This is a genomic window from Metabacillus schmidteae (assembly GCF_903166545.1).
GTDB lineage: Bacteria > Bacillota > Bacilli > Bacillales > Bacillaceae > Metabacillus > Metabacillus schmidteae.
This window is the reverse complement of the sequence record NZ_CAESCH010000002.1, coordinates 685,945-709,656: the sequence shown is the minus strand read 5'-3', so window position 1 is coordinate 709,656 and position 23,712 is coordinate 685,945. Positions and strand designations below refer to the sequence as shown.

27 protein-coding genes are annotated in these 23,712 nt (G+C 36.1%); 8 read left to right on the top strand and 19 right to left on the bottom strand.

Features of this window, described 5'->3' with window-relative positions; genetic code table 11:
- Positions 1-2: 2 nt before the first annotated feature.
- Positions 3-1,508 carry a leucyl aminopeptidase gene (locus tag HWV59_RS24240; RefSeq protein ID WP_175640751.1) on the bottom strand — a complete coding sequence of 502 codons (1,506 nt, stop codon included), beginning with the start codon at positions 1,506-1,508 and terminating at the stop codon, positions 3-5.
- A gap of 289 nt (positions 1,509-1,797) precedes the next feature.
- On the opposite strand from HWV59_RS24240, the gene HWV59_RS24235 reads away from it, so the two are divergent.
- Positions 1,798-2,277, top strand: coding sequence for a divergent PAP2 family protein (locus HWV59_RS24235; protein ID WP_102228627.1), 480 nt, complete (start codon positions 1,798-1,800; stop codon positions 2,275-2,277).
- A gap of 44 nt (positions 2,278-2,321) precedes the next feature.
- Here HWV59_RS24235 and HWV59_RS24230 read toward each other — a convergent pair whose 3' ends face one another.
- From HWV59_RS24230 to dapF, 6 genes are all read right to left on the bottom strand, one after another.
- Positions 2,322-3,041: a 3D domain-containing protein gene (locus HWV59_RS24230; protein WP_175640582.1), complete on the bottom strand. Its 720-nt coding sequence runs from the start codon at positions 3,039-3,041 to the stop codon at positions 2,322-2,324.
- Positions 3,042-3,216: 175 nt separating this feature from the next.
- On the bottom strand, positions 3,217-3,537 hold the full coding sequence (locus tag HWV59_RS24225) for a YuiB family protein (protein ID WP_175640581.1): 321 nt from the start codon (positions 3,535-3,537) through the stop codon (positions 3,217-3,219).
- A gap of 75 nt (positions 3,538-3,612) precedes the next feature.
- On the bottom strand, positions 3,613-3,738 hold the full coding sequence (locus HWV59_RS24220) for a YuiA family protein (RefSeq protein WP_175640580.1): 126 nt from the start codon (positions 3,736-3,738) through the stop codon (positions 3,613-3,615).
- A gap of 385 nt (positions 3,739-4,123) precedes the next feature.
- Positions 4,124-5,338, bottom strand: coding sequence for an NAD(P)/FAD-dependent oxidoreductase (locus HWV59_RS24215; protein ID WP_102228624.1), 1,215 nt, complete (start codon positions 5,336-5,338; stop codon positions 4,124-4,126).
- A 522-nt stretch (positions 5,339-5,860) separates the two neighbouring features.
- Entirely contained in the window at positions 5,861-6,223 is a 363-nt protein-coding gene (locus HWV59_RS24210; RefSeq protein ID WP_175640579.1) for a HesB/IscA family protein, read from the bottom strand.
- Between the two features lie 101 nt (positions 6,224-6,324).
- Entirely contained in the window at positions 6,325-7,182 is an 858-nt protein-coding gene (gene dapF, locus HWV59_RS24205) for a diaminopimelate epimerase (RefSeq protein ID WP_175640578.1), read from the bottom strand.
- A 223-nt stretch (positions 7,183-7,405) separates the two neighbouring features.
- Here dapF and HWV59_RS24200 point away from each other — a divergent pair, with 223 nt between their 5' ends.
- The gene (locus HWV59_RS24200; RefSeq protein ID WP_175640577.1) at positions 7,406-8,101 is read left to right on the top strand and encodes a DUF2225 domain-containing protein; all 696 of its coding nucleotides are present in this window, start codon (positions 7,406-7,408) and stop codon (positions 8,099-8,101) included.
- Between the two features lie 24 nt (positions 8,102-8,125).
- Here the strand turns inward: HWV59_RS24200 and HWV59_RS24195 are convergent, their stop codons facing one another.
- Positions 8,126-8,362, bottom strand: a complete 237-nt coding sequence (locus tag HWV59_RS24195; protein WP_175640576.1) for a YuzB family protein — start codon at positions 8,360-8,362, stop codon at positions 8,126-8,128.
- Positions 8,363-8,781: 419 nt separating this feature from the next.
- On the opposite strand from HWV59_RS24195, the gene HWV59_RS24190 reads away from it, so the two are divergent.
- Entirely contained in the window at positions 8,782-9,849 is a 1,068-nt protein-coding gene (locus tag HWV59_RS24190) for an NAD(P)/FAD-dependent oxidoreductase (protein WP_175640575.1), read from the top strand.
- 197 nt (positions 9,850-10,046) lie between these two features.
- Here HWV59_RS24190 and HWV59_RS24185 read toward each other — a convergent pair whose 3' ends face one another.
- Positions 10,047-10,370, bottom strand: a complete 324-nt coding sequence (locus HWV59_RS24185) for a YuzD family protein (RefSeq protein WP_407941657.1) — start codon at positions 10,368-10,370, stop codon at positions 10,047-10,049.
- Between the two features lie 223 nt (positions 10,371-10,593).
- Here HWV59_RS24185 and HWV59_RS24180 point away from each other — a divergent pair, with 223 nt between their 5' ends.
- Positions 10,594-10,833, top strand: a complete 240-nt coding sequence (locus tag HWV59_RS24180) for a NifU family protein (RefSeq protein WP_026559029.1) — start codon at positions 10,594-10,596, stop codon at positions 10,831-10,833.
- 502 nt (positions 10,834-11,335) lie between these two features.
- On the opposite strand, the gene thrB is transcribed toward HWV59_RS24180, so the two are convergent.
- From thrB to yutH, 5 genes are all read right to left on the bottom strand, one after another.
- The gene (gene thrB, locus HWV59_RS24175) at positions 11,336-12,253 is read right to left on the bottom strand and encodes a homoserine kinase (protein WP_102228617.1); all 918 of its coding nucleotides are present in this window, start codon (positions 12,251-12,253) and stop codon (positions 11,336-11,338) included.
- A complete protein-coding gene (gene thrC, locus HWV59_RS24170; protein WP_102228832.1) occupies positions 12,250-13,308 on the bottom strand; it encodes a threonine synthase in 1,059 nt (352 codons plus the stop codon). Before thrC ends, thrB begins: the two co-directional genes overlap by 4 nt.
- Positions 13,308-14,606, bottom strand: a complete 1,299-nt coding sequence (locus tag HWV59_RS24165; RefSeq protein WP_102228616.1) for a homoserine dehydrogenase — start codon at positions 14,604-14,606, stop codon at positions 13,308-13,310. Before HWV59_RS24165 ends, thrC begins: the two co-directional genes overlap by 1 nt.
- Positions 14,607-14,780: 174 nt before the next feature.
- The gene (locus tag HWV59_RS24160) at positions 14,781-15,749 is read right to left on the bottom strand and encodes a 2-hydroxyacid dehydrogenase (protein ID WP_175640574.1); all 969 of its coding nucleotides are present in this window, start codon (positions 15,747-15,749) and stop codon (positions 14,781-14,783) included.
- A 463-nt stretch (positions 15,750-16,212) separates the two neighbouring features.
- Positions 16,213-17,220, bottom strand: a complete 1,008-nt coding sequence (yutH, locus tag HWV59_RS24155) for a spore coat putative kinase YutH (protein ID WP_235991889.1) — start codon at positions 17,218-17,220, stop codon at positions 16,213-16,215.
- Positions 17,221-17,487: 267 nt separating this feature from the next.
- On the opposite strand from yutH, the gene HWV59_RS24150 reads away from it, so the two are divergent.
- Positions 17,488-17,988 carry a phosphatidylglycerophosphatase A family protein gene (locus HWV59_RS24150; RefSeq protein WP_175640572.1) on the top strand — a complete coding sequence of 167 codons (501 nt, stop codon included), beginning with the start codon at positions 17,488-17,490 and terminating at the stop codon, positions 17,986-17,988.
- 44 nt (positions 17,989-18,032) lie between these two features.
- Here HWV59_RS24150 and HWV59_RS24145 read toward each other — a convergent pair whose 3' ends face one another.
- The 3 genes from HWV59_RS24145 to HWV59_RS24135 all read right to left on the bottom strand — a co-directional run bounded on the left by HWV59_RS24145 (position 18,033) and on the right by HWV59_RS24135 (position 20,639).
- Entirely contained in the window at positions 18,033-18,809 is a 777-nt protein-coding gene (locus HWV59_RS24145) for a TIGR01457 family HAD-type hydrolase (protein ID WP_175640571.1), read from the bottom strand.
- A gap of 63 nt (positions 18,810-18,872) precedes the next feature.
- Entirely contained in the window at positions 18,873-19,319 is a 447-nt protein-coding gene (locus HWV59_RS24140) for a DUF86 domain-containing protein (protein ID WP_175640570.1), read from the bottom strand.
- A 12-nt stretch (positions 19,320-19,331) separates the two neighbouring features.
- On the bottom strand, positions 19,332-20,639 hold the full coding sequence (locus HWV59_RS24135; protein WP_175640569.1) for an EAL domain-containing protein: 1,308 nt from the start codon (positions 20,637-20,639) through the stop codon (positions 19,332-19,334).
- A gap of 189 nt (positions 20,640-20,828) precedes the next feature.
- On the opposite strand from HWV59_RS24135, the gene HWV59_RS24130 reads away from it, so the two are divergent.
- Positions 20,829-21,095 (top strand): DUF3055 domain-containing protein, encoded by a 267-nt coding sequence (locus HWV59_RS24130; protein WP_102228610.1) that lies wholly within the window; start codon positions 20,829-20,831, stop codon positions 21,093-21,095.
- A 54-nt stretch (positions 21,096-21,149) separates the two neighbouring features.
- Positions 21,150-21,437, top strand: coding sequence for a cytosolic protein (locus HWV59_RS24125; RefSeq protein WP_175640568.1), 288 nt, complete (start codon positions 21,150-21,152; stop codon positions 21,435-21,437).
- 15 nt (positions 21,438-21,452) lie between these two features.
- Here HWV59_RS24125 and HWV59_RS24120 read toward each other — a convergent pair whose 3' ends face one another.
- Positions 21,453-21,728 (bottom strand): YutD family protein, encoded by a 276-nt coding sequence (locus tag HWV59_RS24120; RefSeq protein ID WP_175640567.1) that lies wholly within the window; start codon positions 21,726-21,728, stop codon positions 21,453-21,455.
- A 106-nt stretch (positions 21,729-21,834) separates the two neighbouring features.
- Here HWV59_RS24120 and HWV59_RS24115 point away from each other — a divergent pair, with 106 nt between their 5' ends.
- The gene (locus HWV59_RS24115; protein ID WP_407941656.1) at positions 21,835-22,530 is read left to right on the top strand and encodes a YhcN/YlaJ family sporulation lipoprotein; all 696 of its coding nucleotides are present in this window, start codon (positions 21,835-21,837) and stop codon (positions 22,528-22,530) included.
- 149 nt (positions 22,531-22,679) lie between these two features.
- Here HWV59_RS24115 and lipA read toward each other — a convergent pair whose 3' ends face one another.
- On the bottom strand, positions 22,680-23,576 hold the full coding sequence (gene lipA, locus HWV59_RS24110; RefSeq protein ID WP_175640566.1) for a lipoyl synthase: 897 nt from the start codon (positions 23,574-23,576) through the stop codon (positions 22,680-22,682).
- Between the last annotated feature and the right edge of the window lie 136 nt (positions 23,577-23,712).

The window sequence follows — 23,712 nt, the reverse complement described above, 5'->3', positions numbered from 1 at the left end:
TATTAGTTCCCGATCTCAAACCTCTCAACAAATGCGGCTAATGTTCTGGCCATCACACCTGTCGCCCCTGATGGACCAAGTTCACTTTCCTTTGAGGTTGTTGCTGTACCTGCAATATCAAGATGGACCCATGGTGTATTCTCAGCAAATTCACCAATAAAGGTTCCAGCCATGATTGCATGTCCTTCCCGGCCAGGTGAATTATTGAGATCAGCCATCTGACTATTTTGCACTCTTTTTTTATCACTCTCTGAAATCGGCAATCGCCAAACAGGCTCATCACATTCATGTGAGGCTTGAAGAACTTGCTCAAACAACTCTTCATTATTTGTCATAGCACCAGTCGTCTCAGTTCCTAAAGCAATGATAACCCCTCCTGTTAAGGTGGCTACATCGACAAGGTAGTTTGCTCCGTGGAATTTCGCATATGTAATACCATCTGCTAAGGCTAATCGACCCTCTGCGTCCGTGTTTAAGACCTCAATTGTTTTCCCGCTTAAAGAAACAATCACATCATCCGGCTTGAATGCCCCTCCACTTATCATATTATCTGTTGATGGAATAACGGCAACAACATTTTGCTCAGGTCTTGTCTCACCGATAATCTCCATGGCTCCTAAAACTGCTGCTGCACCACCCATATCCGTTTTCATGCCAACAATTCCATCCTTCGGCTTAATTGAGTAACCACCCGTATCATAGGTAATTCCTTTTCCAACAAGCCCAATCACATCTTTCCATTCTTCTTTTCCCTGATACTTTACCACAATCATTTTCGGCGGCTCTTCTGAACCCTTGTTAACAGCTAGTAAGGCCCCCATCCCAAGGCGCTCCATATCTTCCTTTTCAAGAATCTCATACTCAAATTGGTATCTCTTGGCAAGCTCGACAGAATACAAGGCTAATTCAGTTGCTGTTAACAGATTAGGGGGCATATTTGTTAGTGTTCTTGCACTATTAGTGCCTGTTCCAAATGCATATCCAACCTCAAGACTGGATTTAATTTCATCCAGTTCTCCATTTTCTGAAAAGACATAAACAGTCTCAATCATTTTTTCAGGTTCATTTGATTTTTGCTTATAATCTAAAATTTTATATGTAGAGAGAGCAGATGCCTCTGAAAGTGCATAGGCAATATCATTTATGTCATTTTCTTCATTAGAAAAAGTATCAAGCGCAATGGCAAGACTCTGATGTTTGGCCTTTTGAATAGTTTGAAATAACTCTCCAAACACTCTCTTTAATTGATCAAAGGAAAGTTTCTCTTCTCTTCCTAATCCAACAAAGTAAATACGTTTAAAGGAATGTTTTCCAAGGGTATGTAGCTTAGTAATGGATTTATATTTTGTTTGCAGATCTCCTTCTTTCAATAACTGAGAGAGATCACCATTAAGCTGTTCATCGATCTCACTAGCTAAACCTGTTAATTTGCTTGTTTTTTGATATAGTCCAATAACAAGTGTATCTTGATTTTTAATTTGGTCTAATTGATGATGTACTTTAAATATCATTTCTGCACCTCCATATATGTATACTATTTTATTTTAATGCACAAAGTTAAAAAAGTATAATAAGGTGTAATAAATGATGAGAAAGGTTTTCTAAACAAATTTTATAATGAGTAGGAGATGAAGAACGGTAATATGCTATAATGGAGAAAATCTTTTTATCTATTTACAGTTTAGAGAGGTTTTATGCGGTTGACTCTAGAGATTTAGATCAATATGGTATTACTCCAATCAATCTGTATAAATAGATGAATACTCCCTAAGAATGCAGAATGAAAGGAGCATAACATTGGAACTATTATATAATTTTCCCTTACTCGCTTCGCTTGCAGCTATTTTCTTTGCACAATTTGTAAAAGTTCCGATCTATTTTATTGTTTCAAGAAAGTTGGATTGGACCTTAATCACAAGTACAGGCGGGATGCCGAGTTCACACTCAGCTGCTGTTACTGCCCTTTCAACTGGAGTAGCACTTGATCACGGTCTGGATTCCTCTATTTTTGCGATATCAGCTGTTTTTGCTATTATAACCATGTTTGATGCAACGGGTGTTAGAAGACATGCCGGTGAGCAAGCTACCGTTCTTAATCAGCTCGTATTAGATTTCAACAAATTTGTTGAAGAAGCAAAAGTATGGCCTAAGAAAGCTGAGCAAGACAAACAAAAAAAATTAAAAGAACTGCTTGGTCACCAACCTATTGAAGTCTTTTTTGGAGGTCTAACAGGGATTTTACTCGCCCTATTATTACACTACATCTTTGTTATGTAATTTCTCTTCGCTAAAATACATAAAAAGCTAATGGCCCATTTCCATTAGCTTTTCGTTTTACTTTTTATATACTTTTCCCTAAATACCTGCATGGATTCTTCTTCATTTAATCGCTTTAATTGTTCTTCAGTTAACGTTCCATCACCCATTTGAACCACATAAACATCCAGTTGTTTTTTGCCCCAGTTATTATAAACATCTTTTACCGTTTCATAATAGAGATCTAACCGATTTCCTTTAATCGCTCCACCTTTATCGGCTACGACTCCATAGCCATATCCAGGAATAAAGAGAATTGTCCCTAAAGGAAATATGTCTAGGTCAGCTGCAACTGTTGAATATAAATCACGTTTTACTTTGACTCCTGAATACGTAATTCCATAGCTTGGATGATTAGGGTTTTTACCTGTTGATTCTACACCAGCTGTATATCCTGTTGCCACTACTTTTTTAACTGGATATTTTGACCAGTCTATAGCTTCCTCTAAAGTTATATCCTGTTTTACCGCCTCAACACTAGAAGATATCTTTGTTTGTACTGCCGGTTCACTATTCATTGACTTAAAAGTGAGACCTAAAACACGAAATGTATCTCCATTGTGCTCACCCTTAGATCGCTCTTCAACATTCTTATAATCTTCATAATACCAGTTTGCAACATCCTTAGCTTCTACTCCGGAAATAACTTCAAAAGTCGTCGTTAGGGCACCAAGAAATAATATCGACATGAAAAGCCTTCTACACACTCTTTTTATACTGATCATTTATTTCCTATTCCACTCCTCTCACAAATCTATTCGTTCCCAATTTGCAGAGAGAATATTCACTTTTACCATGAAGCATAATTTACCAGTTTGAAAGCAACCCTTCTAATTCACAGAGAAGACACAAAAATGCCGATTATCAGCTGTGTGATAATCGGCATTTTTGTTACATATATTAAAACATTTGGTATCCTCTTTTTCGCAACATTTTAATTATTATTCCTGAAAGAATTGCGCCAATTAATCCAGAAGATAAAATGAGTATATCAGCTAAAGCTAAAGTCAGAATTTTATTACCTAAAGCTGAAAATGAGTTACCTGGCTTTTGAAAATATTCTATAAATCTCACATTATCTATTATAAAAATACAGACAATTGGGTATACAATTGCCATAATCCAAGACATGCGTAAAAGCATATTTAATAAAAATCCAATACCAAAAAATAAAACTAAAAATAATAGCATCGATATTAGTAAAACAGGTAAGCTTAACATGTCTATCACCTCCATTACACCATTTTAAGTGTACTGAACAAAAGATAGACAGTCAATCATAACTAAGTGAACGTTTTATGACTTCTTCCCTGTTCCTTCACAGCTATTGCAAGTTTCTGAGCCACCTAAGATCAATTGAAAATATCCTTTTCCAGAACAATAAGGACATTCCTTCGTCTCTACCTTAGTTGTTGTACTCATTTTTAGTCTCTCCTTTAGATAATTAATAGTTGTCGATATAATATACCAATAATTCTGACAATAATAAAGGGAGATAATCTAACAAAATAGTTTATGTAAGCGAATACAACAGTTGTTTCCTTTCAAATGCTTTGAATATCCTATTTTTTAGAATATTATAAAAATGAATTTTCTGTTCTATAAATAAAAGTTCATACTTTCATCTTTTCCACACAACTTTGTTATTTTTAATATAGTTAAAGGTGAAAATCAGTTAGTTCCATTTCGATTTAAAATCGGTACCAAAAGAAGTAACACCTTTACTAAACTATAAATAGATGAATGTGGTGTGAAAAATTTCATTTATAAAAAAAGACAAGAGCAGCAGCTCTTGTCCTTATAAGGATTAAAGGATGTTAAATTTTCCTTTTTTAAGTACTAATGAAGGTCCACCAACCATGTATAATGCACGGTTATCGATCATTTTCTTCATAAATGATGCCTTTGTTCCAACAAGTTTTTTGCCAAATACAACACCAACTGCATCATTCTCACCAAGTGAAGCAACTGAACCTTTGATATCCGGTGTGAATGTACCCATTTCTCCACGACCACGAATTGCTACTGCCAAGTTTTTCGCGCATGTTTCACCTTGTTGCATCGCAATTTGAGCTGTTGGTGGATATGGACGATTAATTTCTTCGTTGATAATTAATGAACAGTCACCAATGATGAATACTTCATCATGTCCTGGAGCACGTAAGAAACCATCAACTTTTACACGGCCACGCATGTTTTCAAAGCCAGCTTCTTCCACAACACTGTTACCACGTACACCTGCAGCCCATACAACTGTACCAGCTTTAATTGTTTCAAGTTCTTCACCTTTTGCAACAATGATTCCTTCTGGGATACATTCTTTAATTGCTGTCCCGATCATGAACTCTACACCTTTCTTTTGAAGGTGATTTGTTGCATACTCAACTAGCTCAGGATCAAATCCAGGAAGTGCTGTTGGAGCTGCTTCTACACAGATGATACGAACTTTGTTGAAGTCAATATCATATTCTTTGCATAGTTCAGGGATTCTGTTTCCAAGTTCTCCTAAGAATTCAATTCCCGTGAACCCTGCCCCACCTACAACAATTGTTAAACGCTCATCCTTCTTCTCAGCTTCCATATTGTACGTTGCGAATTGTAATTCAATATGCTCACGTAATTGTCTTGCTGAATCGATGCTTGTAATTCCAAATGCATATTCTTTTAACCCTTGGATACCAAAAGTTTCAGGATGTGCACCTAATGAAATCACTAAGTAATCGTACTCAACTTCACCATTTTCCAGTACAACTTTTTTTGCTTCTTTATCAATGGAAACAACTGTGTCTTTCACAAAGTTTACACGGTTATTATCAATGATGTCTTTAATTTGATAGCGTGCGCGGTCGTGGTGAAGCGTGCCTGCTGAAGCTTCATGTAACCATGTTGTTTCATAGTGATAATCATTTTTATTAATTAATGTAATTTCAGCTTCATCAACACTAATTTGTTTTTGTAAACGTGTAATTGTAATTAACCCACCATAACCTGCACCTAAAATAACGACTCTTGGCTTTCTCACCCGATATTCCACCTTTTCAATAATATTGTTGTCAAAATCCTAATGTTGTTTATTACTATAATCCACCGAATCACAACATTTTATTTTGTTTAAGAGATAAAACTTTGTGAAATAATTCACTTACCAAAACATACTTTGCCTTACTTCTTTTTGATATACATATAAATATATAAATACGCCTATATTCCATAATATCTATACTCTCAGATTTTTTCAAGTAGTTTTTTCTAACAAGGTAGTGTATTTTCTTCTAGAAATACATTATAATTTATAATATTTCGCCAATTATCAAAATAATAATACAAGAGTATTCTTATAATAATTATCGGTTTAAGTATGATAAGATTTGAACTAAACTTGCAAAAAGGATATGTTATGTGAAAGAAGTGCGAAAGTTTATGATATAACAATAATCCGTGGAAGTCCTGTCGGAAATTTACAGCTTTACCTCTACACAATACCAGCCTTTTTAATTAAGAAAAAAACGACTACTGAATTTAATCATGTAGTCGTTTCTCTTTATTAACACTCTTCAGGTGTACCAGTATTTGTTGCTGTTCTAAAAGATGAACCACATCCGCAGCTGGCGATGGCGTTTGGATTATCAATGGTGAAGCCGCCGCCCATCATAGATTGTTTAAAATCAATGATCGTACCGTTTAAAATCGGGGCATCTTCTTTTTTGATAAGCACTGTCATCCCATGCTGTTCCAGAACTTGATCTTCATCACTTATCTCATGTTCAAAGCCCATGCCATAAGAGAGGCCGCTACAGCCACCTCCTTTAACTCCTACACGAAGATAGGCATTTTCCTCTTCATGCTCTTTCATCATATCTTTTATCTGATAAGCAGCTGCTTCTGTAATTTTGACAATATCGCTCATAAAATTATACCTCCTTGCTCGTTAATGAAACGATCTATCTATAGTATACAACTAATAACTCTCATCACTCAAATAATTCACTCATGCGGTATTATATTTTCTTAACGTACAAAAAATGTTCCTTTACATACAACCTCTGCCGGACCGGTCATTAAGACAGTGCCCGTTTTTGTCCAATTGATTAACAGATCTCCACCCGCAAGGTGTACAGTCGTTTCTTCTCCGTGTGTTGTATGGCCATTAAGTACAGATGAAACTACTGCAGCACAAGCTCCTGTACCACAAGCTTGTGTAACACCTGAACCTCTTTCCCATACTCTAAAGTGCAGCTCGTTTTTTGAAACAACTTCAACAAATTCCACATTTACTCCCTCAGGAAAGCGTTCATCTTTTTCAACAATAGGACCTAATGTCGTAACAGGAGCTTGATCTATATCATCTACATAAAAAATAAGATGTGGATTCCCCATTGAAACAGCTGTTACATGATATTCCTGACCTGAGAATTCCATTTTTTCATTAATGGTTTTTTCTTGGTTCTCACCTGCCATTGGTAGCTCTGCCTTAGATAATCTTGGTTCTCCCATATCTACTGTCACTAATTCAACATTACGATTGTTAACATGAACTTTTGCTTCAACTAGTCCTGATAATGTTTCAATTTTGAATGTTTCATTCGTTACTAATTTATGTTCAAATGCATATTTGGCAACACATCTTAAGCCATTACCACAATTTTTCCCTTCAGATCCATCATTATTAAAAATACGCATTTTCACTTCAGCTTGATCAGAAGGACAAATGAGAATTAACCCGTCAGACCCAATACCTGTATAAACACTTGATACTTGTCTTGCAATCTCCGGCAATAACTCTTCCTCAAGCTGTTCTTCAAAAAGATTCACATATATATAGCTATTACCTAAACCGTGCATTTTTGTAAATTGAAAAGAACTCATCATGCGCCTCCAGAAATCTATATTTACATTAGTATAATTTGTTAGAAAAATGAAAACAATAAAAATATCCCCCGTTTGATAGGTAAAAGCTTCCTTTATAGGAAGCTTTTACTCAAAAATGACTTTTTACCTATATAACCCAAATAACTAGTTCATTATTCTCATAATTCTGGTATAATCAGATAATAAATAATTGTTCACTAATCTATTAGGAGTGATTCCTATGAATAAAGAACTAGAATACCTATACGATCGAGAAGTTGAGTGTAAAATATGTGAGAGCACGTTTTTGACTAAAAAAGTGCGGTCCCGTTTTATACGCGCACATCAACATGATACTGATTTTTGTTCATTCTATACTTCTACGAATATAAATCCTTTGCTTTATTACGTTTCGGTTTGCCCAACATGTGGCTTTTCAACTTCAGAAGAATGTTCAGATTATTTTCCTCCAATGTCAAAGGACCTCATTCAGCAAAAAATCTGTGATAATTGGAATAGTAAAGATTATGGACAAGAACGAACTTTAGATATGGCGATTAGCTCTTATAAATTAGCAATCTACTGTGCAACGATAAAAAAAGAGAAACATATTGCACTTGGCGGCCTTTATTTACGTCTTGCTTGGTTATATAGAACCGAAAGAGTTAACCCTCAAGAAGAACAACGATTTTTAAGGCTTGCTCTTGATGAATATATTCAATCCTATTCTGTTGGTGATTTTTCAGATACTTCTTTTTCAGAGACCAGGCTTCTTTATTTAATCGGTGATTTAAGCAAACGAGTTGGGTTAGAAGGACAAGCAATACGTTATTTTTCAAGAGTCATTGAAAAGCAAAAGGAAACGATTGAAAAAGGAATTGTTCAAATGGCGAAGGATCGTTGGAGTGAAATGCGCGAAGAAAAAAGATCAAGTTAAAAAGCCACAACTGTGGCTTTTTGTTTAAAACATCGGGTTTTCCTCAAGAAATGTATATACATTTTCAACTAACTCATTTGGTGTATCCCCTATGACCATTTCTCCGTTTACTAACGCATATAAAGAATGACCACATTTGCCGCAATAACTTAAGCAACCATATTCTATAATATCTAAATTCGGGTCCTTTTCCAGCTGCTCTAATGCTGCTTGTGCCCCATTAGCTAAATTACTAATACAAAACTCAATAATCGGCTTCATTTATACCACCTCTCCATTGATTAATCCTAATAGGATAACCACTAATACGTCAAATTTTATTATACTCTATGCTTCCTATCAAAAATAACAAATTTCATAATTAAACCATTTTAAATTTAAAACTTTTTTAGAAAATAGGATTGTAAACACTATCTAAATAATTCATAATTGTGTTGTACTGTATCTTAGAATAGTTCATTCCAACAAAAAAGAAAACGTTTTTCCAGTATTTTTATTGTGATAAAATGCGAATTTCGTTATACTTTTTATGGATTTTTTTAAACATATGTAAAAATAAACTATTTAATTTAAGATATAGGCTATCTCATTCTTATTTATTTAGTTATCATGTGAGATTTAATACAACATTATTATTTTTAAAGAGTTTTTAAAAAAGTGGGGAAAAAGGAGTATTAAAAATGAAGAACCTAGTTATCCTTGGTGGTGGGTACGGTGGAATGCGAGTCTTACTTCGCCTGCTTCCGAATCAGTTACCTGACGATGTGCAAATTACTCTTATTGATAAAAACCCTTATCACTGTCTTAAAACAGAATATTATGCTCTTGCAGCAGGGACTATTTCCGATCATCATATTCGTGTATCATTTCCAGAGCATCCTAGACTTCATACTGTTTTTGGCACAATTACAAACGTTGATCCTATCCAAAAGGAAGTCATCCTAGACGAAGATCGTGCTATTTCATACGATGATCTTATAATCGGTTTAGGCTGTGAGGATAAATATCATAATGTTCCGGGTGCTGACCAATTTACATATAGCATCCAATCAATTGACCAATCACGTGAAACCTACCAAAAATTAAATAATTTGCAAGCAGATGCTACAGTTGCTATTGTCGGGGCTGGATTAAGTGGTGTTGAGCTTGCTAGTGAACTTAGAGAAAGTCGAAAAGATTTAAAAATAAAGCTATTTGATCGAAGCAAAAATATTCTTTCCAGCTTTCCAGAGAGATTAAGCAACTATGTTGCAAATTGGTTCATTGAACATGGTGTTGAAATTATTAGTGAGGCCAATATTACAAAAGTTGAACCAAATATCGTTTATAATCATGATCTACCATTTGAATGTGATGCTATAGTGTGGACAGCAGGTATTCAGCCAAATAAAGTTGTTAGAGATCTTGATGTTGAGAAAGATAATCAAGGTAGAGTAAAGTTAACGACACAGCATTTCATCCCTCAATATGAGGATATATTTGTTGTAGGTGACTGTGCAAGTCTACCACATGCCCCAAGTGCTCAATTAGCTGAAGCACAAGCGGAACAAATTGTTCAAGTGTTACTAAAAAAATGGAATAACGAGCCACTTCCGGAATCCTTCCCACCATTCAAATTAAAGGGTGTATTAGGATCATTAGGGAAGAAACAAGGCTTTGGACTTGTTAATGACAGACCACTGATGGGTCGAGTTCCTAGAATACTAAAATCCGGTGTTCTATGGATGTACAAGTATCATAACGGATAAGAAGATAAGCGCAAGCGCCTTGATCAGCCTAGGGCAAATAAGACGATTTGGAATAGAAGGCGTTCTTGGCCTTCAATTCCAAATTGGCTTATGACCTCGAGGGGCTAGGCGCTGGAGCTAGACACTGAAACTAATTATAAACTCTTATACTTTCTTACCTTTAAAAAACACACTCGCTCGAGTGTGTTTTTTCTTTATTATCCCTGGCTAACATACCCGTACCTTTCCATTTCTTCAAAAATAGCCTTCAACCGTGGGCTTCCTTCACCAACAACCTTTCCCTCAATGACAACAAGCGGATAAAAATATTCATCATCTAAAATCTTTTGCACAAACTCCTGCTTTTCTTCATCAACTTGAGGTTCTTCTATATCAATATAAGTAATATAAAACGGCTGATCTATAAATTTTCGTTTCAGTGCTGCATCCAGCCATTCATATGTTTCCTTTGCTGAGGGCAAATTTACACAGCTTGGACAAAGTACCTGTGCACCGTACACACTAATTTCAACTTTTTTCATTATGACACCACCGGTCTTTTTTCTCTATTGTATGTTATTTCTCATCATCTTTCCATCTTCATCATCTGGGTATACTTACTAATGTAAACAGGTGCTTCCCTCTTACGTTTACAAAGATAATATGATAAAATGGACTCAATTGCATTTTAAAAATTGAATCATACGATTAGATTTTTCACGCCATTTCAAATATAATATGGAATAAGGAAAGGAGTCGATATTAATGACAACTGAAACTGCAATGTTTGAACAGGTTCAAGAAGTACTCGATAAATTACGTCCATTCTTACTTCGTGATGGAGGAGATTGTGAACTAGTGGATGTAGAAGATGGTATTGTAAAACTTCGCCTTTTAGGTGCTTGTGGAAGCTGCCCAAGCTCAACAATCACATTAAAAGCTGGTATAGAACGTGCTTTATTAGAAGAAGTACCAGGAGTTGTAGAAGTAGAACAAGTATTTTAATTTAAAAGCTCGATATGCCATTGCGGTGTATCGAGTTTTTTATTATTTTGAGGCAGTTTTATGCGGTAGTAACTTGCTTAGTTAGATATATTTTTGTATGAGGACTTTTCCTCTTCTTTCTTACTAGGTTTTGTCCTTCATCTTCTGTATGAAGGACTTTCCCTCTACTTTCTTACACAGTTTTGTTCTTCATCCTCCTTACGAAGGACTCTTCCTCTTCTATCTTACATAGCTTTGTTCTTCATCCTCTGTATGAAGAACTTTCCCTCTTCTTACTTACTTAGTTTTGTCTTTCATCTCCCTTATGAAGGACTTTTCCTCTTCTATCTTACTCAGTTTTGTCTTTCATCCTTCTTATGAAGGACTTTTCCCTTCCCACTTTACTTAGTTTTGTCCCTCATCTTCTAATGACTCATTAATTTTGGACATACACTATATCTTTTGAAACAAAAAAGGCATGTCACTGATGTGAATCATGCCTAATAAACTCTAATTAATGATATTAACTCTTTATCTCCTGCACCTGCTCAACTCGACAACCAACAACGTCTATGTCCAAACGCTCGACATTACAATTAACAAAATCTCCTGCAAGTGTTTCAGCAAGGGCATCTCCTTTTCCTTTTGCTGTGAAACAAATGACAGTTGGACCTGCACCGCTTAACGCTGAACCATAGGCACCTAAATGTTGTATCTTTTCTTGAACAGCTTGGATTTCCGGAATTAGCTTGCCACGATATGGTTGGTGGAATAGATCCTTACTCATCATCTCTCCGACAAGCTTCCAGTTATTTGTAAGAATGCCCGCTACTAGCATGTTGCTAATCGCACTTGCTTCCACAGCATTTTTAAAAGATAGTTCTTGAGGCAATACATTTCTTGCGTCACTTGTGAAGACCTCATATTTCGGAACGACAACTACCGCATCTACATCAATATCCTTTACACAAACTAAGTCTGTTTTTTCAGCTTGATGTAAACCGATAACCAAGCCTCCGTATAGCGACGCTCCAACATTGTCAGGATGTCCCTCTTCAAGACTTGCAATACGAAGTTTGTCTTCATCACTCATTTGCAGCTGACAAAGCTGATTAGCAAGCTCAATCCCTGCAATAATAGCTGCAGCACTGCTTCCAATCCCCCTTGCCATTGGAATGTCACTCCACACTTTAACTTCACAAGCAGGAAGGGTCTCGTTGTATTTCTTTGCAACCTCAATAGCAACTTTTGCGATTAAGTTGTCTTCATTAGTTGGAAGATCCTTTACATGCTCTGTCATTGGTAAAAAAACCAATTTCTCTGCTTTTTTCACCTCAAGTGTTAAATACTTTCCAAGAGCTAGACCAATGGAATCAAAGCCTGGGCCTAAGTTAGCTGTACTGCCGGGAACGATAATTCTCAACATGTCCCCTTCAATCATTGTACCGGCACTCCACTTAGGTGCTGTAAGAATGCTTCTTCGTCATTCGGAAGGACGATTGGCTTAATTTCAGAAACATCAATTGCTGTGTTAGGATCTTTTAATCCATTTCCAGTTAATACAGCTACAACCTTGCTGCCTTCTGCAATAAGACCTAATTTGCGGTGTTTAATAAGACCTGCGATTGAAGCACATGAACCAGGCTCAGCAAATACACCTTCTTCACGGGCAATCAGTTGGTATGCTTCAAGAATTTCCTCATCTGTTACAGAATCAATTCGGCCATTGGATTCTTCCTTCGCTTTTACTGCAGTTTCCCAGCTTGCAGGGTTTCCGATACGAATCGCAGTGGCTACTGTTTCAGGATTCTCAATCGGTTCTCCACGAACAATCGCTGCTGCGCCTTCTGCCTGGAAACCGTGAATTTTCGGTAAGCCTGTTTGTTTTTTCTCATTATATTCCTTGAAGCCTTTCCAATAGGCTGTAATATTCCCTGCATTACCTACAGGAATAGCTAAATAATCCGGAGCACTTCCTAGTTGCTCACATACTTCAAATGCTGCTGTTTTTTGACCTTCAATACGATATGGATTAACAGAGTTAACTAATGTAATTGGTAACTTCTTGCTAATATTCCGAACCATTGTTAAAGCATGGTCGAAGTTTCCTTGGATTGCGTAAATTTCTGCTCCATACATAACTGCTTGAGCTAATTTACCGAAGGCAATTTTCCCGTCAGGAATTAACACGATACATTTCATATTTGCTCTTGCTGCATAAGCTGCCGCAGCTGCAGATGTATTTCCTGTAGAGGCACAGATTACTGTATCACTGCCTTCTTCTTTTGCTTTCGCAACCGCCATAACCATTCCACGGTCCTTAAATGAGCCGGTAGGGTTTGTGCCCTCTGTTTTCACATAAAGTTCTACTCCCAGCTTTTCAGAAAGCTTAGGAAGATGGATAAGTGGTGTATTTCCTTCTTGAAGTGTTAATTTAGGTGTTTTGTCTGAAACTGGTAAAAACTCTGCAAATTCTTGAATTAAGCCTTTCCACATCATACTAATCCGTTCCCTTCTACACGATAAGTACTTTTTACTTCTTCCACGACATCTAGATCATTAAGGAGTTGTAAAATTTCTTCAAAATCACTTTGTGCTGCTTTATGTGTAACAATAACTATTTCTGCAAGATTGCTATTTTTAATCGGCAACTGCAGGATCTTCTCAAAACTTACGCCTCTTTCAGAGAAAAGCGATGTAATATTTGCAAAAGCTCCAACTTGATCTTTTGCACTAATTCTTAAAAAGTGTTGAGCGTAAATATGCTCTGGACTTTTTAATTGTTTTTCAAATTGAGGGGCTACTGCACTTCTTCCATTTACATCTAACCTCATATTTTTCATGACACCAACTAAATCGGATACAACAGCTGTTGCAGTTGGTAAGCTTCCCGCTCCAGGACCATAGAACATTGTTTCTCCAACAGCTTCACCATATACATACACCGCATTATACTCATCATTTACTGATGCTAACGGGTGTGTTTCAGGTAATAATGTCGGTTCAACAGATACTTCGATTTTTCCATTTTCACGCTCAGCGATACCGATAAGTTTCATTGTGTAGCCAAGTCGTTTACTATAACTAATATCATCATCTGTTACACTTGAAATCCCTTTTACATTTACATCATCCAGATCAACATGCATCGAGAATCCAAGTCTAGCAAGGATGGCCATTTTTCTTGCTGCATCTAAGCCTTCAACATCAGATGTCGGATCTGCTTCCGCATAGCCTAAATCCTGTGCTTCTTTTAGCACTTCATCATATGCACTTCCGAACTTAGACATTTTTGTTAGAATGAAGTTTGTTGTGCCGTTCACAATTCCCATCATTTTTGTAATACGATCAGATGCTAATCCATCTACTAAACTTCGTAAAATTGGAATACCGCCTGCAACACTTGCTTCATAGAATAAGTCACAGCCATTTTCTGTTGCAATCGATAATAATTCTGTTCCGTACACAGCCATTAAATCTTTATTCGCTGTCACAACATGTTTTTTGGCTTTTAACGCTTCAATTAAATGCTTACGCGTTTCTTCCACGCCACCCATTACTTCAATCACAACATCAATATCAGGATTATGGATAACATCTTCCACATTTGTTGAAAGGATATCCTTATCGATATGAACTTGACGTGCTTTTTCCACATTTTTCACAACAACTTTTTTCACTTTTACAGGACAGCCGACTTGATGCATAAGTTTGTCCTGATGGTCTTCGATAATTTTTACAACACCACTACCAACCGTACCAAGACCTAAAAGCCCAACATGAATTGCCTCCACACTTCCCACTCCTTTTTGTATATCTATAAAGTACAACTGTACTCTCATAAAAGACACTAATAATATACTTGTCATTATAAGATGCTTAGAACTGTTTTACAAGGGTGAATTTTCAGTTTTTTAAATTAAAACGTTTTCATCAAAATAATTAATACCAAAGTTTACCTTTTTATCTTAAATCACGACTTTTGTTTTTGGTTCATTTCCATTTAAAACTGCAGCTATATTCATTGCACAAAGATTCATCATCGAATATCTAGTTTCATAGCTTGCACTTCCGATATGCGGGAGTGCCACAACATTATGTAATCCAACTAGAGGATGTTCAGCACCAATCGGTTCATTCAAAAAGACGTCAAGTCCCGCACCTGCTATCTCTCCATTAACAAGTGCATTATACAAGTCTTCTTCATTTACTACAGCACCACGACCTGCGTTAATAAAAATGGCTGACTTTTTCATTTTCTTAAAAGCATCTTTATTAAATAGCTCCCTGGTTTCATTTGTTAAAGGAGCTAAACAGACTATGAAGTCTGAAGTAGCCAGCATTTCATCAAATGAAGTAAAAACCGCACCTAAAGATGTTTCTGCTTGTTCATTTCTTGAGCGATTATGATAAAGAACCTTCATATCAAAACCTGTAGCGCGCTTTGCAACAGCCTGTCCTATTTTACCCATTCCGAGAATTCCTATTGTTTTATGGTGAACATCATGTCCTGCTAACAAAAGTGGTCCCCAGCTTTTCCATTGATTTTGTTTTACATATTCAGAAGCTTCCATTAAACGTCTTGCTGTTGAAAGCAATAATCCAAACGTTAAATCAGCTGTTGTGTCAGTTAAAATATCAGGCGTGTTACATACGACAATACCTTTTGAGTTCGCATAAGGAACATCAATATTATCGAATCCTACAGCTAGATTTGCGATTACTTTTAAATGGCTTGCCTTGTCTAGCAATTCCCTGTCAATTGAATCTGAAAGCATTGTTAATAACCCATCTGCCTTTTCAGCCTTCTCAAGTAAGATCTCGCGGGGACAAGCTGTTTCCTCTTCCGGCCACATGTCAACATCGGCAACTTCGTATAGTGGTGCTAACTGTTCTTCTGAGCATTTTCTTGTAATGTAAATGTATGGTCTTGTCATTTTTCCACCTCTTCTACTATTGTAAGACTATAATCTATTTTACCATAAGCTGTTAGAAGTTGGATTTTATACTTTTTTCAAATTTTGTTGCTTTGTATGATGTACCAAGGGTGGTTGGTTTTTGTGTGAAGAAGATTAAAACAGCAATCTTTTAGAAAAGAGCCTCTAGAAATGATAGGCTGTTTTCGGATACTTTGTTGTTATTGACTCAGATAAATTTAAAAATTAATCCGTTCCATTGCGCTGCAGTCACTCGCTTTCCGCGGGGAGGAACCTGAGCCTCCTCGGCTTTGCCTGCGGGGTCTCAGCCTTTCCTCACTTCCCACAGGAGTCGAGTGCCTTCCGCTCCATTCCACTATGAAGTTTCAATGGGGTATTAAAAGCCACAATCTTTAAGAAAACATCCAAAAGATAAAAAAGAATCCAACCTTAAAAACCCCCGGCTGGATTCTCTATATACAGGTTATGAGGTTGTTGTTAGCCATTCTATATCCGGAAGCATAATTCTCTTTGTCTTCATAGATAACATGCTCGCATAAGCACGCAAAAAAGCTTCATACTGTCCGGAACTTCTGAGGATTTGATTTAATTTTTCTTCATAAGAAGGTTTGAGATCTTCAGGTGATAAATAATATTCTTCAATACATTCAAAATAATGAATCGGAAACAATAGCCGGCTATAAATTAATCTCCAGGAAAAGGGAGATAAAGGGGTTGTTCGGTCATACTCATCAAGAAAACGGAACCCTTCCAGCTTTAACTGTTCCTGCTTTTCAAAATAAAGATGTCTCATATATTCTGCCAAATCTCGACTAGCATGGTCAAACACCCAATCAATTGGTGATTTTATCATTAAGGTTGGGTTCCATGTTGTTGAATGGAACCTTTGATGGCATATGGTACCTGAATCAATTGGATGCGGCTCCTCATCCAGTTCTGTGTCTACTAAATACTGAATAGCATTTTCCGCTAAACCAAGATAATAAGGAAATGATTCCACGAACATCTTTTCAAATTGAGTAAGTGGTTGTGTCTGAACTTTTCCTCTCCAAAACATTTCTAATTGATCTAATCGTTTCTCCCATAGTACCTTCCACTGCCCGATACGCTGAGTTTTAGTGACTTGATAAGGATAGACCCTTGCCTTTGCATGAAAACGAGCCAAATCTCTTCCTTGTTGTGCGGAGCGGCCTTCTGTATAAGCAGAGCATTTCAATATGACATACCTTACTTGATTTTCTTCAAAAAACAAATGATTTTTTTTTGTTAATACAATACTTGCGACATACGGTTCTCTTTTTTCAATCATGAATTGGCTTAATTGATAGATTTCAAATAATTCCTCTTCTTCAAGGTGTGAAACAGGTACAATAATAAATTGTGTTTGATGTAGACGGAATGAATTATATCGTCCAACATTCTCAAACTCTGTTACTTTAATACCATATTCATCTTGTATCGTTTTTTTCACCTTATTCCCCCCCAGCATCTCATTCCCTATTCTATCGTAATAATTTTTAGTGAAGTTTATGATTAATTGTAGAAGGGAAGTTGTAATTTTATAGAGAATTATTAGATAAGGGGAGGTTATCATTTTTTAACATATTCGATTATCAATCCTTGATTTCGTTAAGAATGGTAAAAGATCATTGTTTAAAAGTTTGCATGCATATATCCGAGCATAGCATCATACAATGAATGAATACACCATGCAAAATAAAAGAATTGGGTGATCATGATGAAAAGTAATGAAAAAATGGATATTGTGGAAAAAACAGCTAGAGATTGGTTAGTCAAGCGAGGAGTAAGGATAGAGGATATCGCAGACCTTGTTTACTTTCTTCAAGAAAAGTATCATCCTAACTTATCAATGGACGATTGCATTGAAAATGTAGACAGAGTTCTTACAAAAAGAGAAGTCCAAAACGCCATACTTACTGGAATACAGTTTGACATATTAGCCGAAAAGGGCCAATTAGAGGAACCGTTACAATCCATTATCGGAACTGATGAAAGCTTATACGGTGTAGACGAAATTTTAGCCTTTTCGATCGTTAATATATATGGATCAATCGGCTTCACAAATTATGGATATATTGATAAGATGAAGCCCGGTATTCTACAACCTTTAAATGATAAATCAAAAGGAAAATGCCACACTTTTTTAGATGATATTGTCGGAGCGATTGCAGCAGCAGCTTCAAGCAGACTTGCTCATCGAGCTAAGAATGCTGAATAAAATCAGAAAAGCCATTTAGGATAATCTAGATGGCTTTTCCTTATTTACATATCAAGTAAATGTAAATATTCAGTCAATGAGTCAACTGAATATGTTGGTTTTTGATCATATCTCTCTAAATGTCCCTTTGTCGTCACCCCTGTATGAACAAGCAATGTATCCAATCCACAGTTCATGCCAGCCTTTATATCTGTATCATAATTATCCCCAACCATGATTACTTGGTCCGGGTCAATTCCAAGAACTTGTATGGCTTGTTCAACAATGATTTTCTCAGGTTTTCCAATGAAAATCGGTTTTGTGTTGGTTGAAACCGATACAACTGAGGTTAACGCTCCATTTCCAGGTAAAAGTCCTCTTTCTGTAGGAAGAGCAATATCTGCATTTGTTGAGATAAAGGTCGCTCCATCTCGAACCGCTATACATGCCTTTGCAAGCTTTTCATAGGAAATATCCCGATCTATTCCTGTGACAACAAAGTCAGGATTTTCTTCTACAATCTGAAGTCCGCTTGATTGTAGAGCTTGTTTTAAGCCTTCTTCTCCAATCATATAAACAGAAGCATTTGCTTTTTTTTGAGCAATAAAGTTTGCTGTGGCTTGGCTAGTTGTAAACACACGATCTTCTGTCGCCAAAATATCAAATTCATTAAGCTTTTTTGCTACAAGCTCGGGTGGTTGTGATGAATTATTTGTAACAAACAAATAGGGAATGTTTTTTTCTGCTAAATAACGGACAAACCTACTCGCATCTTCAATTCTCTCTGTACCTCGATACATCGTACCATCTAAATCTATTAAGTAACCTCCATAGGTTTTCAATTGACCTTCCTCCTGTTTCCTCAATAGAAAGAGGATGACACTTAGTCACCCTATGCTTCTATATTATTTATTTACTGGTTTAAAGGCAGAAACCGGCCCTAGTTCATTTTTAAGGTAATTTCTTATATCAGATGAAAAAGTAACCAAGCCTTGTTTGTGGGAAGAAATAGTTGTTAGTAGATCCTGATGATCTACCTGAATATAGTCTTGTACAAGCTTTTTTCTAAGAGAAATAATCTGCTTCAAATCTTGGGAATTTTCTTCATTTACTACTTTTTCATCGAGCAGGATGTCAATAATATCCTCATAGCTTCCCGGATCTCTCATTATAAAGCCATCGATCATGGCATTGCCAACATCAATAATTGTCTCAATAAACATATGACAAATTCGCTCTAAAGCTGCTTTTTCAATTTCACTGCTCCATGAAGCTTGATGTTCAAATTGTTTAATCTTTTTGTCCAGAAAGTTTAGCTTTGCTTCTATTAGATCTCGATCAACAAAATACAAAATATCACCTTCCTATAATAAAGCAACACGTTCTTTTTCCATACTCCCAGGCTTTGCATAGAAATAACCTTGAGCCAAATCAACCTGATTTCTTTTCAGAACATCTGCTTCTTCCTTTTTTTCGATTCCTTCTGCTACTACAAGAGAGCCTGTTTCTCGAGCTATTAAAATAAGTCCTTTTAACATAGATTCCTTCACCCTGCTCGTATCAATATCTTGAATAACTGAGCGGTCAATCTTAATAATATCCGGAAGAATCTCACTTATTGTATGTAAGCTGGAATAACCAGCACCTGTATCATCAACAGCAATCCGAAACCCTTTTTTTCGTAATTGCTTAATATTATCATGGAAAAAGTTTAAACCCTCAATAGAATCTCTTTCTGTTACTTCAAAGATGATTTTCTTTGGAGTAACATCAGGATAACGTGTTAACAACTTGTCTAAGCCTGCAATGAATCGTTTATTACCAAGTGTGATTGGAGTAAAATTAAGAAACACATCATCCACACAGCCAACAGTATCAATTAAATCAAAAGACTTTTCCAGAACTAACAGTTCTAGATCGTAAATTAAATTTGACTGTCTCGCAAGGGAAAATAATTGCAATGGATTTTCAAGGGTTGTTTCCTTAGGACCTCTTGTTAAAAATTCCCATGCTTTAATCTGATTAGTTGATAAATCAATGATAGGTTGAGCAAGCAATGTAATATTCCGGTTTTGAATAATATCGCGCATTTCAAGTAGTGTTTCAATATATCGGGATTGTATACGTTTTTCTGCCATAGAAACAGCTTGTTGTTGAGCTGTATATAGTGATTCTTGTATAGTTGAATGAGCTCTTTCAATAAACATATATCCCACTTCAAAAGATTGCTTAAAATATGGATATTTTATATACATATATCTTTCTAATTTTGGCAAAAGGTTTCTAATTAATTTTTCAATATGTATAACACTTTGTTTGTCATCATTAATTTTAAAAAAGATGGTAAGACCTTCACTATAATAATCATGAACAACAAGAAGATCCTCAGAGAATGGAGAATGCTCAAGAACTTCTTTAAATCCTTCCCTTAACTCTCTTTTATAATCCTTTAATTGTGCTGGTTCAAATTGTTGGGAAAATTCACGTAGGTTTGAAATGGTGATCACGACAACAACTACTTGATGACCATGTGTCATTGCTTGATAGACACCTTCTAAAATAGGGTCTCTTAGTACAAATTTCGGTGGATAATATCTTAATTTATTTTGACGAACAAAAAGTTTACTCCACTTTTTCAATCTACTTATATGTTTTTCACAAAACCCACTCATCATATGTACTCAACCCTTCTGACATTAACATTCACCATATACGTATGTCATATTTTATCATATTTTTCTATGTTTCGACTGATTTCTCAGAAAAATTTATTACCGCTATCATTTATCGGAACAAAAGGATTTGTTATGATATCAGTATTACTATATGAGCCTTAGCTTACAATAGAAGGAGAGAGATTAATGTCTGAACGTTTTTTTCTATATGATGATACTGTTGAAACAAGAGTGCGTTTCGTCAGTTTTATGGGTGATAACCAACGATTTGACTTAGCGATAATTCAAAGTGATCGCTATTACGGAAAGCAACTTGTATTAGATATACAAAGTAACCGGTTTGCCATTATTGGAGAAGATGATTTAAAAGAACCGGGTTACATCGAGCATGCATTCAATTTAAATGAAGAAGATGCAGAGGAGCTTCGTGATTTCTTATTTGAGATCGTCTAATGAATGAAAAAAACCTACTCGTAAAAACTACCTAAAAAGGGTAGGTGATTACGAATGGTTGATAAGGAAAAAGAAACATACACTGACTTCTCAAATGTTGAAACAATGAGAAATTTTTTAACACCTGAGCAGCTTCCGGAAGGACCTTACGGGGCACCAAGAAATAAATATGAGCCTGTTAGCAACAAAAGCACTCCTTGGAGGGAAGGCCAACGCTATTACAGTGCATTTAATTATGAGAACAAATCATTACACCAAAATTTAGAAAGACATGATGCTCCTGCACACCCAACACATGATGATCCAAATAAAAATGAAGAACCCCCTTATACTTCAAAGTAAAGGGGTTTTTTATCATCACTTCTTTACTTTTTTCAGTACAAAATAAGCACAGCCAAAATTACAATACTCAAAAATATACTCCTCAAGGGTACTTATTTTTGTATCGTATGTAGCTTTTTGGTTTTGGTCATCAAAAAATCCCTTTAACCTTAGTTGATTATATCCCCAGTCCCCTACAATAAAGTCATATTTATTTAAAATTTCGCTATATCTCTCTTTGAATGCCTCTTCATTAAATCCACTTTTTTCTTCTTTGACTAACTCGAAGAATTGATTTTGAACGGTTATCATTTTTTCACCTCATCTATATTCTCTATTCTTATCATAATCGAAACGATCTCAACCATCAATTGCTATGAAATTTTCCCTTAACTTTGGAAACGATAAAAACGAGGAGGTGCTACTGTTGATAAAAACTAAATTAGCAACCACTGTTTTAGGTTTATCATTATTAACAGCCTGTCAATATGGTGCTGAGGAAGATACTTCATTAATGCATGAAAATGGAAATACCATTAATGTTAGTGATCGAACTGACTTGTATAATGAAGAAGGAGCTCCAAACGCAAATGACAAAGGTGCAAGCTTTGGTTTTGTTCGACACCAAAAAAGCGGAATTCCTCAAGATGTGGCTTACACACCTACTCCCGGGATGGACCGTGAACAAGTAGCCAATACGATTAGCAGTCTGAGCGTTCAGTTGCCCAATGTAAATGATGTGGCCACATTAGTAACAGATGAAGAGGTATTAGTCGCTTATGAAACAGACTCAAAAAATCGTAACGACACAGCTGACCAAGTGAAAAAGACAGCATTATCTGTTGTTCCGCGTTATTATCACGTGTACGTGTCAGATAATCCAAATATGATACAACAAATCCAAGCATACAGTCCACTTGATTCTACAAGCCGTGACATTGATGAAATCTTAACCGATACGATTCACAAAATGCTTGAATCTCCACAAGGACGTGCTCTCAACAAAGGAGAAAATGCAAATGGTGAGGGTTATGGTGAAATGAATGAGGATATCGATGACGATATGAAAGATGATTACGAACGTGTCCGTTATGAGAAAGAGAAAATGCAATAGTTTTGAAAGGTGGGCTGCCCTCAGGGTGGTTCACTTTTTTTATTTTTCGCCAGAAACGCTGATAAATCCCAAAATCCGCTGATATACTTTAGATTTAACCTATTAAAAAAAGGTATAGAAACCAAAATTAAGTTTCTATACCCTTTTAATTAAGCCTGTGCTTGTTTTTGTTTAGCTGCTGCGTTTACTTGCTCATCTGCATGGTAGGAAGATCGAACAAGTGGACCTGCTTCACAGTGACTGAAGCCTTTACTTAGCGCAATTTCCCTTAGTTCTGCAAATTCATCCGGATGATAGTACTTTTGAACCTTTAAGTGCTTTTTCGTTGGTTGCAAATATTGACCAATTGTCATAATGTCAACATCGTTTGCTCTTAAATCATCCATTGTTTCAATGATTTGCTCTTTTGTTTCTCCTAACCCGATCATTAGGCTCGATTTTGTTGGAATTTGCGGCTGCATTTCTTTCGCACGCTTTAAAAATTCCAATGAGCGGTCATATTTTGCACGTGCACGAACCCTTGGAGTAAGCTCGCGAACTGTTTCAATATTATGATTTAAAATGTCAGGCTTTGCATCCATCAAAATTTTAAGGTTTTCATACACTCCACCCATATCAGACGGTAGCACTTCAATCGTAGTAAATGGGCTTTTGCGTCGAATAGCACGCACTGTTTCAGCAAACACATTTGCCCCACCATCTTTTAAATCATCACGGGCTACTGCTGTTACAACTGCATGCTTCAGATTCATAAGCGCAACAGAATCTGCTACGCGTTCCGGTTCTGCTAAATCAAGTTCTGTTGGAAGACCTGTTTTAACTGCACAGAATCTGCAGGCACGTGTACAAACCGCACCTAATATCATAAATGTTGCAGTACGACGAACTGCCCAACATTCATGAATATTCGGGCATTTTGCTTCTTCACAAACAGTGTGAAGATTTTTCTCCCTCATTAATTTCTTTAAATCTGTATAATTTTCATTCGTATTAAGTTTTATTTTTAACCATTCTGGCTTACGTAAATATTCTTCTTTCTTCGCCATCAGATTCATCTCCAATATGTATTCTATATAAACTAACTGACAAAACATTACTATATACGTTTACCACTTTATCACAACGTTTGGTATGGGACAAGGAAAAGACGTGTATGTAATTTCTAACATTTTCTATTTATGA